This is a genomic window from Ancylobacter sp., from assembly GCF_965229075.1.
In the GTDB taxonomy this organism is placed as follows: Bacteria; Pseudomonadota; Alphaproteobacteria; order Rhizobiales; family Xanthobacteraceae; genus Ancylobacter.
Map to the genome: position 1 here is coordinate 140,313 of NZ_CBDDIO010000001.1, position 9,269 is coordinate 149,581.

Consider the following 9,269-nt stretch of genomic DNA (forward strand, 5'->3'; position numbering starts at 1 on the left):
CTCGGGCTACGCCTCCGCTGGGCCGAAACGCGGGACCATTTCATTCAGGAGGGCACGATGGCATCGGACGAATTGGATGCGTTCGACGAGGGGCTGACGGTCGATATCCGCGCCGATACCAGCGGCTTTCAGCGCGAGATCGCGGAAGCCGAGCGGCTGGCGCGCGGCTTCGGCCGGGCGGTGGGCGATGCGCTGACCGGCGCCACTTTGAAGGGCCGCGAGGCGGACGACGTGCTGCGCACGCTGGCGGGGCGGCTGTCCTCGCTGGCGCTCGACATCGCCTTCAAGCCGCTGGAGCAGGGCGTTTCCGGCCTGCTGCAAGGGGCGCTCGGCGGCCTGTCCGGCTTCGCCAAAGGCGCGGCGTTCGATAAGGGCCGCGTCACCCCCTTCGCCCGTGGCGGGGTGGTGGCGGCGCCGACCTATTTCCCCATGGCCGGGGCGCAACTCGGCCTGATGGGCGAGCGCGGGGCGGAGGCGATCCTGCCGCTGGCGCGCGGGGCCGATGGCCGGCTCGGCGTCGCCGCGCAGGGCGGCGGCCGCGCCACGCAGGTGACGGTGAATGTCGCCACGCCCGATCCGGGCGCCTTCCGCCGTTCCGACGCCTATCTCGCCGGCCTCATCGCCCGCGCCGTGGCGCGCGGGGAAAGGAGCCTGTAAATGCACGGCTTTCACGAGACGCTGTTTCCGCTCGACATCGCGCTTGGCGCGGCGGGCGGGCCGGAGCGGGCGACGGAGATCGTCACCACCCTCACCGGCCGCGAGGAGCGCAACACGCGGCTCGCCCATTCCCGCCGGCGCTGGGATGCCGGCTATGGCGTCACCTCGCTGGCGCAGCTCTCCGCCGTCGTCGCCTTCTTCGAGGAGCGGCGCGGGCGGCTGTTCGGCTTTCGCTGGCGCGACCGGCTCGACCATGCCTCCGGCACGCCGGGGGCGGCGGTGACGCCGCTCGACCAGGCGCTGGGCAGCGGCACCGGGGCGCGGGCGCAGTTTGCGCTGGTGAAGACCTATGGCGGCGCGCATGCGCCCTATGCCCGCCCCATCGCCAAGCCGGTCGCCGGCTCGGTGCGGGTGGCGGTGAACGGCGTGGAGCGGGTGGCGGGCACGCATTTCACCCTCGACGCGGCGGCGGGGCTTGTCACCTTTCTGCCCGGCCATGTGCCGGCGCTGGGGGCCAATGTCACCGCCGGCTTCCTGTTCGATGTGCCGGTGCGCTTCGACACCGATTTTCTCGAAGTGAACCTCTCCGCCTTTGAGGCGGGGGCGATCCCGCGCATTCCCATTGTGGAGATACGGCCGTGAGAGACCTGCCCGAAGGCCTCGCCGCGTCGCTCGCGGGCGGGGTGACGACGCTGGCGCGCTGCTGGCGGCTGACCCGCCGCGACGGCGTGGTGATCGCCCTCACCGAACATGACGAGGACCTCACCGTCGACGGCACGCTGTTCCGCGCCGCCGCCGGCGCCTCAGGCAGCGAGGATGCGGCGTCGCTGGGCTTCGCGGTCGGCGGTGGCGAGATGGCGGCGGCGCTGACCTCGGAGCTGATCGACGACGGCGATCTCGATGCCGGGCGCTATGACGGGGCGGGGATCGAGCTGATCCTTGTGGACTGGTCGGCGCCGGCGAACTTTCTGCTGCTGCGCCGGGCGCATCTGGGCGAGGTGCGGCGCAGCGAGGGAAGCTTCACCGCCGAGTTGCGCGGCCTCTCATCCGCGCTCAACGTGGTGCGCGGGCGGCTGTTCACCGCCGGCTGTGACGCCGATCTCGGCGATGGCCGCTGCCGGATCGCACTCGCCGCGCCGGCCTTCACCGGCCATGGCACGGTGGGCGCGGCGGAGGCGCCGGGGCTGATCGTGGCGGAAGGGCTCGGCGCCTATGCCGCCGGCTGGTTCACGCAGGGGCGGCTCGTCCTCACCAGCGGCGCCAATGAGGGCTTCGCCACCGAGGTGAAGGCGCACACGGTGAGCGAAGGCGCGGTGCGGCTGGAACTGTGGCAGCGCCCGCCGGCCGCGCTGGCGCCGGGCGATACGTTCACCGTCACCGCCGGCTGCGACAAGAGCTTTGCCACCTGTCGCGACCGCTTCGCCAACACGCTGAATTTCCGTGGCTTTCCGCACATGCCGGGCAATGACGCGGTGCTGCGGGTGGCGACGCCGGGGAGGCCGTGATGGGCGCGGCGGAAATGCGCGCGCAGGCGATCGCCGAGGCGCGGGCATGGATCGGCACGCCCTATCTCCACCGCGCCTCGCTGAAAGGCGAGGGCGCGGACTGCCTCGGCCTCATTCGCGGCGTGTGGCGGGCGGTTGTGGGGCCGGAGCCGCAGGACCTGCCGGCCTATGCCCCGGACTGGGCGGAGGCAACGAAGGCCGAACAGATGGCGGAGGCGGCGGGCCGCCACATGCGTGCCGTGGAACCGGAGGCGATCGCCCCCGGCGATGTGCTGCTGTTCCGCTGGCGCGAGGGCTTTCCCGCCAAGCACGCGGCGCTGCTGGTGACGCCCGAGCGCATGGTGCACGCCCATGACGGCGCTGCGGTGGCGGAGGTGTTCCTCGCCCCCTGGTGGCGCCGCCGCCTCGCCTTCGCCTTCGCCTTTCCCGGCGCGTGAGGACCGGGGCACGTCGTTTTCCACCTGGGGGAGTCGCTTATGGCCACACTCATTCTCGGCGCGCTGGGCGGGACGATTGGCGGGGCGCTGTTCGGGCCGGTGGGGGCGCTGGCGGGGCGGGCGCTGGGCGCGCTTGGCGGCTCCGCCATTGACAGCCTGGTGCTGAACCCCGGCCAGCGCACGGAAGGCCCGCGCCTCGCCGAGTTCGGCACGATGACCTCAACGGAAGGCGCGGCGCTGCCCCGGCTCTATGGGCGGGCGCGGCTGTCCGGCCAGGTGATCTGGGCGGCGCCGGTGCAGGAGGTGGTGTCCACCCAGACGCAGGCCGCCGGCGGCAAGGGCGGCATGGCGGGCGGCGGCGCCAGCACCACGACCTACAGCTATTTCGACAGCTTCGCCGTCGGCCTGTGCGAGGGCCCGGTGACGCGGATCGGCCGCATCTGGGCCGATGGAAGGCTGCTCGACACCCGCGCGCTGAATGTGCGGCTGCATCGCGGCGGCGAGGACCAGCTGCCCGATCCGCTGATCGAGGCGCGCGTGCCGGGGGCGCCGGCCTATCGCGGCCTCGCCTATCTGGTCTTCGAGCGCCTGCCGCTCGCCCGCTTCGGCAACCGGCTGCCGCAGATCTCCGTCGAGGTCGAGCGGGCGGTGGGGGCGCTGGAGACTGCGGTGCGGGCGGTGACGCTGATCCCCGGCGCCACCGAGTTTGGCTATGAGCCGCGCGAGGTGCTGCGGGTGGACCGGCCGGGCGTCTACCAGCTGGAAAACCGGCATGTGAGCACCCATGCCAGCGATTTTGCCGCCAGCCTCGACCAGCTGCTCGCCGCCTGCCCGAATCTCGAACGGGTGGCGCTGGTCGTCACCTGGTTCGGCACCGATCTGCGCGCCGGCCAGTGCCAGATCCGCCCGGCGGTGGAGCGGCGCAGCAAGCCGACGCAGATCGGGATCTTCCCCTTGAGCTGGCAGGTGGCGGGGCAGACGCGCGGCACGGCGGCGCTGGTGAGCCAATTTGACGGCAAGCCGGCCTATGGCGGCACGCCTTCCGATTCCAGCGTGATCGCCGCGCTTCAGGCGCTGAAGGCGCGCGGGCTCAAGGTGACGCTGAACCCGTTCGTGATGATGGACATTCCGCCCGGCAACACATTGCCCGACCCTTATGCGCCGGGCGCGATGCAGAAGGCGCATCCCTGGCGCGGGCGCATCACCTGCCACCCCGCCCCCGGTGTGGCCGGCTCGCCCGACGGCACGGCGGCGGCGGGGGCGCAGGTGGCGGCTCTGTTCGGCACCGCCACCGCCGGGCATTTCGGCGCGACCTCCGGCCAGGTCACCTATGCCGGCCCGGCGGAATGGACTCTGCGCCGCATGGTGCTGCACTACGCCAAGCTGGCGCAGATCGCCGGCGGGGTGGAGGCCATCCTCATCGGTTCGGAAATGGCGGCGCTGACCCGCGTGCGCAGCGCGCCCGGCGTCTACCCCGCCGCCGGCGCCTTCGCCGCGCTGGCGGGCGAGGTGCGGGCGATGCTGGGGCCGGGCACGCAGATCGGCTATGCCGCCGACTGGACGGAATATGGCGCGCATGTGCGCGAGGGTGGGGCGGAGCTGCGCTTTCCGCTCGACCCGCTCTGGGCCTCCCCCGCGCTCGATTTCATCGGCATCGACTGGTATCCCCCGCTCGCCGACTGGCGCGAGGGCGACGTCCATCTCGACGCGGACGCGTATGAGAGCGGGCATGACCGCGCCTATCTCGCCGGCAACCTCACGGGCGGCGAAGCCTTCGACTGGTATTACCCGGATGAAGCCGCCCGCGCCGCGCAGGCGCGCGCCCCGATCACCGATGGCGCCTATGGCGAGGCGTGGGTGTTTCGCCAAAAGGACCTCGCCGGCTGGTGGAGCCACGCGCATCACGAGCGCGTCGGCGGCGTGCGGCAGGCGAGCCCGACGGCATGGGTGCCGGGTTCCAAGCCGGTGCGGCTGATGGAAATCGGCTGCCCGGCGGTGGACAAGGGCGCCAACCGGCCGAGCGCCTTTCCAGACCCGAAATCGACGGAGGGCGGGCTGCCGCCCTTTTCCACCGGCGCGCGTGACGACCTGATACAGCGCCGGCATCTGGAGGTGAGTCTCGCCGGCTTCTCCGGCTCCACCACGCTGAACCCGCTGGCCCCGGCGCTGCCGGGCGGGCGGATGATCGACCCGGCGGCGATCCATCTGTGGACCTGGGACGCGCGGCCCTTTCCGATGTTTCCCAACGCCACGCATGTGTGGGCGGACGGGGCCAACTGGCAGACCGGGCACTGGCTCACCGGCCGGCTCGGCGCCGCGCCGTTGGCCGAGCTGACACAGGTGCTGGCGGCGGATTTCGGCGTGCCGGACATTGCTACCGGCGAGCTGCGCGGCATCATCGACGGCTATGTCGTCGACCGGCCGATGACGGCGCGGGCGGCGCTGGAACCGCTGGCGCGGGCCTTCGCCTTCGACCTCGTCGAGCGTGGCGGCGCCCTCGCGCTCGCCCCGCGCGGCGGGCGGGTGCGCGCGGTGCTGACCGATGACGACATCGCCACCGGCGAGGGCATCGCCGCCCCGTCGCTGGTGCGCGCGGCGGAGGGCGAATTGCCGCTCGCGGCCACGCTCGGCTTCATCGACGGCACGAATGACTACCGCCGCGCCACCGCCGTTTCGCGCCGTCTGGCCGGCGCGGCGCGGGCGGAAACCGGCATGGACATCGCCATGGTGGCCGATCCCGGCCTTGCCGCCAGCCTCGCCGACCAATGGCTGCAGGATGCGTGGGCGGGGCGCGACACTTTGAGCCTGACGCTGCCGCCCTCGCATCTCGCGCTGGAGCCGGGCGACCTGCTGCGGCTGGAACGCGACGGGCGGGCGCGGCTGATGGAGATCGTCTCCATCGAGGACCGGGGCACAAGGCAGCTCAACGCGCGCAGCATCGATCCCGCCGTGTTCGCCCTCGCGCTGCGCGAGGGGCGGGCGGGGGAGGTCGAGCTGCCGGGCGGCGAGGGGCCGGCGCTGGTGCATCTCATCAGCGTGCCGCTGGCGGGTGGGGAGGGCGCGCCGGTGCTGGCCTGGCTCGGCGCCTTCGTCACGCCGTGGCCGGGCAGCCTTACCGTCTGGCGGGCGGTGGATGGCGGCAGCTTCGCGCCGGTGGCGACACTTTCGGCGGCGGCAGTGACCGGGGAAACGCTGGAAGCGCTGCCCGCCGGCCCGCTCTGGCGCTGGCAGCGGGGCAGCCTTGAGGTCGAACTCGATGGCGGGCTGGTGGCGGGGGCGAGCGCGGAAGCGGTGCTCGGCGGGGCCAATGCGCTGGCGCTGATCGACCCCTCGGGCGGCGTCGAGGTGATCCAGTTCACCGAGGCCACGCTGATCGGCACGTCGCGCTGGCGGCTCTCCGGCCTGCTGCGCGGCCAGCTCGGCACCGAGGCGCGGGCGGCCGAGGACTGGCCGGCGGGGACAAAGCTGATGAAGATCGACGCCAATCTGGTGCCGGTCGCGAGCGGGCTCGACATGATCGGCCGCGCCGTCACCTACCGCATCGGCGGCAGCGATCGCGACCATGGCGACGACGCAGTGACCGAGATCGCCGCCACGCTCGGGCCGGAGGCGCTGCGCCCCTTCGCGCCGGTGCATGCCCGCGCCCGTCGTGGCCCCGCCGGGGTGACGCTGAGCTGGACACGGCGCACGCGGGCGGGCGGCGATTCCTGGGATCTGGTCGAGGTGCCGCTCGGCGAGACCAGCGAGGCCTATGCGGTGGAGATTCTGAGCGGCGACGCCGTGAAGCGCCGCTTCACCGTTTCCGCGCCGGCCGTTCTCTATGTGAGCGCCGACGAGATCGCCGATTTCGGCGCGGCCCAGCCCTTTCTCGATGTCCGCATCGCCCAGCTCTCGGCCGAGGTTGGCGCGGGGGCGGCGCTGACCGCGCGGCTGCGCAGCTGATTTCGTTCTCCCGACAGGAGCCCTTCATGAGCGAGACGACGCCGCTCCTCGCCCTGCCGCTGCTGGCGGCGGCGCAGGCGCAGAAGCATGTGACCCATAACGAGGCGCTGATGCTGCTCGACGCGGCGACGCAGCTCGCCGTGCTCGACCGCACCCGCACCGCCCCGCCGGCCAGCCCGCTGCCCGGCGACCGGCATCTGGTGGCGGCCGGTGCCAGCGGCGCTTTCGCCGGCCATGAGGGGGAGATCGCGCTCTACGATTCCGGCTGGCGCTTCCTCGCCCCGCGTGCGGGCTGGCGCGCCTATGTGGCGGGCGAGGCGCGCAGCCTGCTGTTCGACGGCACCGCCTGGCGCGAGGCGCTGGCGTTTACCGCGTCCGGCGCCACCGCCACCCTGCGCATGGCGGAGGAGGAACTGAACCTCACCGGCGCCTTCGTCGCCTCCACCCTCCTCATTCCCAGCCGGGCGATCGTGCTTGCCGTGGCCAGCCGCACCGTGGCGGCGGTGACGGGGGCCACCGCCTATGAGGTCGGCATAGCGGGCGATACCGCGAAATTCGGCGGGTTGCTCGGCATCGCCGCCGGCGCCGGCAACATCGGGGTGATCGGCCCTCAGGCCGTCTATGCCGACACGCCGCTGCGCATCACCGCGCTGGGCGGCAGCTTCACCGGCGGGCGGGTGCGCCTCGTCCTGTCCTATCTCGCCTTCACCCTCTGATATCAGGGAGCGAACCATGCCCTATGATTCCGCCAAGGACCCCTGGCACCGCCGCGCGCTTTCGCCCGGCGGGCTCGGCCGTGCCGGCGCGCTCGTGGTGCCGAACGACGCCACCGACCTGCCGCGCTATGCACGTCTGCGGGTGTTCGTGCCGGCCACGCTGGCGAGCGCGGACATCCGCATTCTCCCCGTCGATGCCGCCGACGACGCGCCGCTGACCCTTCCTCTGCCGCCCGGCCAGGTGAGCGTGCTGGAATTCCTGGTGCGGCGCGTGCTGGCCACGGGCAGCACGGCCGGCCTCGTCATTCACCGAGTCGATTGAGATGGCGGCCTTCGGCTTCGCCCTCGATCTCGCGCGCCGCGCCAGCAGCCCGCCGGCGCGGCCCTCGCTCGACGCCTTCGCCGGCACGCTCTATGCCGCCTACGGGCTGGCGCGGCTGGTGTCGTCCACTTCCGGGCCCGGCGTGCGGGTGCGGCGCTCCAGCGATGGCGCGGAGGCGGATATCGGCTTCACCTTCCCTGGGGCGCTGGATGTCGGCGGGCTGCTCGCCTTCGCCGGGAGTGCCAGTGCGTTCGTCGTCACCTGGTACGATCAGAGCGGCAATGGCCGACACGCGACGCAAAGCGTGACGGCGTCCCAGCCGCGACTGGTCAATGCCGGCGCCGTCGACATCGGCCCCAATGGGCGCCCGATCCTCGTCTTCTCCGGAGCGCAGAGTCTCGGCATTGCCGGCGCGGCGGGCTTCGCGCGCAACGCCGGCAATCTCACGGTCGCCGTGGTGGGGATGTCGTCGGCGCCGTCGCTGACCACGGCTTTCTTCACCGCGTCCAGAGGCGGGAACCTCTCCTGGTATCGTGTTGGCCTCCTACATACGCCGACCCTCAACGCCGTGCGGCTGGCGGTGTCCGCCACCGACGCCGACAACCCGCCTGTCGCGTCGCGGGCCTACACGATGGGTGCCTGGGAGCGCCTCATCGGGCGGGCACGCTTTCTCGACGGCGCGCTCGACATCGGCGTCAATGGCGGCTCGACCTCCGCGACGCTCGGCACTGCGGTGGCGTCGGTCGACAGCGACAGCCTGGTGCGGATCGGCATCTCGCCCAATGCCGGCGCCCCGCTCGCCGGCCAGATGTCGACATTGGTGCTGTCCCGCAGCGCGCTCGATGTCGCGGCCCTTGACGCCGCCCTGCAGGGGATCATGCCATGAGCTATCTGATCTTCGCCTCGGCCGCTGAGGCGGCTGCCCGCAGCGCGGCGGCCTGGCGCGCGCTCGGCACCCCCGCGGGGGCGACGCAGTTCCTCTGGGCGTGGCAGGAGCACCCGAGCGATGGGCGGGCGGCGCTGATCATTCCGCCGACGCCGCAGGGGGCGCAGATCGACCTGCCGCCCGCGGATTATGAGCGCTTGCTCACGGCGGAGGAGCACGCGGCGAAAGTCGAGGCGCTGCCCGGCGAGGGCTGGCCTGCCGCGGAAGTGTGAGCGCTACTCGGCCGCCGGCGTGAAGCGGTGGCCCAGCGCCTTGGGCGTCGCCGCCGGGGCGGGGGCCGGTGGGCCGAAGGGCACGCCCGCGGGAACGGGACCAGCCTCGCCATGGGCCGAGGCACCGGCGGCGGCTTTCACGGCGGCTGTCGCGGTCGGCTTGCCGACGATGGTCGGCCGCGCGGTGATTCGGCGCTTGGCGCTTTCGACCACGCCGGCGATCTTCTCGAATCGCTTCAGCCGGTCGATTTCGGCATTGAGTCGGTCCAGCTCGTCGCCAATAGCGCGGCAGATGGCCCGGTAGCTCTCGGGCGCCAGCCGATCGCGCATATAGGCCACGCCGCGCTCGGACTCGCTGGCCTTCAGCACCACCGGAGCGACCGCCAGCAACGCTTCCGCCTGCACCTGGCCGGAGCTGCGGCGGGCTTCATCGAAAATGCCCCGTAGGTCTTCAACGAGTCGATCTTCTGTTGCCATGCCGTGCGGTGCCCCTTGCCGGTAGCCAGCCATTCTCAAAAAGGGTCTTGGAATC

10 protein-coding genes are annotated in these 9,269 nt (G+C 72.6%); 9 read left to right on the top strand and 1 reads right to left on the bottom strand.

All coding sequences use genetic code 11. From position 1 onward, the window contains the following. Positions 1 to 57: 57 nt before the first annotated feature. The 9 genes from ACO07Z_RS00895 to ACO07Z_RS00935 are packed head-to-tail and all read left to right on the top strand — an operon-like array spanning position 58 to position 8,737. Positions 58 to 657 carry a phage tail tape measure protein gene (locus ACO07Z_RS00895; protein ID WP_421696971.1) on the top strand — a complete coding sequence of 200 codons (600 nt, stop codon included), beginning with the start codon at positions 58 to 60 and terminating at the stop codon, positions 655 to 657. Next, entirely contained in the window at positions 658 to 1,299 is a 642-nt protein-coding gene (locus ACO07Z_RS00900) for a phage distal tail protein, Rcc01695 family (protein WP_421696972.1), read from the top strand. Then, positions 1,296 to 2,162, top strand: a complete 867-nt coding sequence (locus tag ACO07Z_RS00905; RefSeq protein WP_421696973.1) for a DUF2163 domain-containing protein — start codon at positions 1,296 to 1,298, stop codon at positions 2,160 to 2,162. The genes ACO07Z_RS00900 and ACO07Z_RS00905 overlap by 4 nt, the downstream gene beginning before the upstream one ends. Then, positions 2,162 to 2,599: an NlpC/P60 family protein gene (locus ACO07Z_RS00910; protein ID WP_421696974.1), complete on the top strand. Its 438-nt coding sequence runs from the start codon at positions 2,162 to 2,164 to the stop codon at positions 2,597 to 2,599. Before ACO07Z_RS00905 ends, ACO07Z_RS00910 begins: the two co-directional genes overlap by 1 nt. 39 nt (positions 2,600 to 2,638) lie before the next feature. Continuing rightward, the gene (locus ACO07Z_RS00915) at positions 2,639 to 6,541 is read left to right on the top strand and encodes a baseplate multidomain protein megatron (protein ID WP_421696975.1); all 3,903 of its coding nucleotides are present in this window, start codon (positions 2,639 to 2,641) and stop codon (positions 6,539 to 6,541) included. Between the two features lie 26 nt (positions 6,542 to 6,567). Then, positions 6,568 to 7,257, top strand: a complete 690-nt coding sequence (locus tag ACO07Z_RS00920) for a DUF2793 domain-containing protein (protein WP_421696976.1) — start codon at positions 6,568 to 6,570, stop codon at positions 7,255 to 7,257. 16 nt (positions 7,258 to 7,273) lie between these two features. Continuing rightward, on the top strand, positions 7,274 to 7,579 hold the full coding sequence (locus ACO07Z_RS00925; protein ID WP_421696977.1) for a spike base protein, RCAP_Rcc01079 family: 306 nt from the start codon (positions 7,274 to 7,276) through the stop codon (positions 7,577 to 7,579). 1 nt (position 7,580) lies between these two features. Next, positions 7,581 to 8,465 carry an arabinofuranosidase catalytic domain-containing protein gene (locus ACO07Z_RS00930; protein WP_421696978.1) on the top strand — a complete coding sequence of 295 codons (885 nt, stop codon included), beginning with the start codon at positions 7,581 to 7,583 and terminating at the stop codon, positions 8,463 to 8,465. Then, positions 8,462 to 8,737 (top strand): hypothetical protein, encoded by a 276-nt coding sequence (locus ACO07Z_RS00935; protein ID WP_421696979.1) that lies wholly within the window; start codon positions 8,462 to 8,464, stop codon positions 8,735 to 8,737. Before ACO07Z_RS00930 ends, ACO07Z_RS00935 begins: the two co-directional genes overlap by 4 nt. Positions 8,738 to 8,740: 3 nt before the next feature. Here the strand turns inward: ACO07Z_RS00935 and ACO07Z_RS00940 are convergent, their stop codons facing one another. Continuing rightward, positions 8,741 to 9,214: a hypothetical protein gene (locus tag ACO07Z_RS00940; protein ID WP_421696980.1), complete on the bottom strand. Its 474-nt coding sequence runs from the start codon at positions 9,212 to 9,214 to the stop codon at positions 8,741 to 8,743. Between the last annotated feature and the right edge of the window lie 55 nt (positions 9,215 to 9,269).